Source organism: Acetatifactor sp., from assembly GCF_982438285.1.
In genome coordinates this window covers 1-1800 of sequence record NZ_CEWDFQ010000481.1, presented here as the reverse complement: position 1 = coordinate 1800, position 1800 = coordinate 1, and the positions used below count along the sequence as shown (strand labels likewise).

Annotated in this window: 3 protein-coding genes; all 3 read right to left on the bottom strand. The window is 44.2% G+C overall.

Features of this window, described 5'->3' with window-relative positions:
• Positions 1–48: 48 nt before the first annotated feature.
• On the bottom strand, positions 49–231 hold the full coding sequence (locus AC1WIP_RS15480; protein WP_481142670.1) for a hypothetical protein: 183 nt from the start codon (positions 229–231) through the stop codon (positions 49–51).
• A gap of 115 nt (positions 232–346) precedes the next feature.
• Entirely contained in the window at positions 347–1360 is a 1014-nt protein-coding gene (locus AC1WIP_RS15475) for a hypothetical protein (RefSeq protein WP_481142669.1), read from the bottom strand.
• A 74-nt stretch (positions 1361–1434) separates the two neighbouring features.
• Positions 1435–1800, bottom strand: a 366-nt coding sequence (locus AC1WIP_RS15470) for a hypothetical protein (protein ID WP_481142668.1), incomplete at its 5' end; no start/stop codon positions are given.

Genomic DNA, 1800 nt, shown 5'->3' with positions numbered 1-1800 from the left:
GGAATAAACCGATAGGGCTGTACTCGAAAAGCATCATATACCCTCCCCTCACATTCCGTAAAAAACAAGATCAAATTTTTTCCCTTCCTCTGCCTCATGCAGCAATGCCCGGCCGCTGGCATAAACTTCTGTTTTGTGGGCAGCAAAGTACTCCTGCAGCCACTGTTCCAGCTTTCCTTTCAGCCAGCGATTCATTTTGCTGTCTTTTCCGCAAACTGCTATTGTAATCATGATTTCCCCTTTATCCTCTTATAAAACCAGTTTATCTTTGCTTTCACTCTCTGTCAATCATAAGACGAAAACAGGAACCGGGCCACAATCTCATTGTAGTACCCGGCTCCTGCTTTCAATCCTCTCTCTCCAGGACAATTGTCCGCAAAAACAATCTGTCCCCTTTTTGAACCACGCAGGCAAAACTATGCTCTGAAGGCCAGATTCTGCTTACACTCTCCTGCAGCACCTGTGTAAAATCATATACATACACTTTGTTATTTCCAGTGTCCCAAAAATAACCGGATTCATTGCCCGCAAGGAAAAATCCCTCTTTCGTAAACGCCACATAACGGATCAGGTTAGAAGCGCTGATCAAGGGTACCTTGCTCAGCTCTTGGTATTCCCCATCAATAATTTCCCCAATGCTGCCCGCCTCCTGCAGATAGGTGTAATCATCCGTAAGCGACAGAAACACCTTGCCTCCTTCATAAGCCGCAAACAACGGTCTTTCTTCCCCCAGCCGCACTCTTTCCCTTATGATTCCCTTCTCTATTTCATAAATATATAGCCAAAACTCCGACTCCTCTTCCAACGCCTCTACCGCGAAAAAAACTTCTTTATCACTTAAAGCCGCACAGATAATGTCCTCGCCTTTTCCGATTTCCTCCTTCATGACAGCCTGATAAATGATTATTTCCTCTCCTGTTCCCAGATCGGACAATACCAGCCTGTTCTCGTAATCGCCGCCTTCCCAGAGATAATTTCTGATCGTCAGCAGCCTTCCTGCGGCCCACTGTATATATGGCAACTGTACCGCATTCTGCCTAAACAACTCAACAGCCTCACCGGACGGGGTCAATTTCAACACCTTCACTCCGCCATCAGCCATACTAGTTGATAAAATCATATCCGCGCCGATCATACGCCAGCTCTGATAGCCTTGATATTCTTCCTGATAAAGCAGAATGTCCTCCCCGGACAGCGAACGATAATAATAACTTATAATTGGCTTTCCATCCTCATCAGCCGTCTCTTTGGAATAATAGAATCCTTCCTCGCTGACGCCCCTGACTCTCGTATTGGAATCCAGCAAAAAGTTTTCAATCTCTGTATCTGCCGCTTTCCAACAGGCATCCGGCTCTTCCAAAATCATCGGCCTCCTTTCGGCACATCCGCACAACAGAAGTACGCAAAGGCAAGACAGATAAAGGCAAAACCTCCTTACCATATAATCGCCTGTCTAAAATGGTCTGAATTTGCGCCATATAATACTGATTTATCATACCAGACATTTTTATTGGTTTCGTCATTGGGATCTGTAATACGTACCTGATTTGTAATGTCCGAATAGCCGCTGACATTCACAAAATGTCCTGAAGAACCATATGGAAATATTGTGTCAAAACCTTTCGTTTTTATACCCAAACCCGCCGGTCTGCTATAATACATGCTATATCTTATTTTTTCCATCCACTCATCCTGTGTACCGATAGAAGAATAAACATAATGCTCCTCACCGATACATTCATTTAAAACATCTGGAATTACTGTCATATTTGTTCCTTCTCTTGTAGTAGACAGCAATTC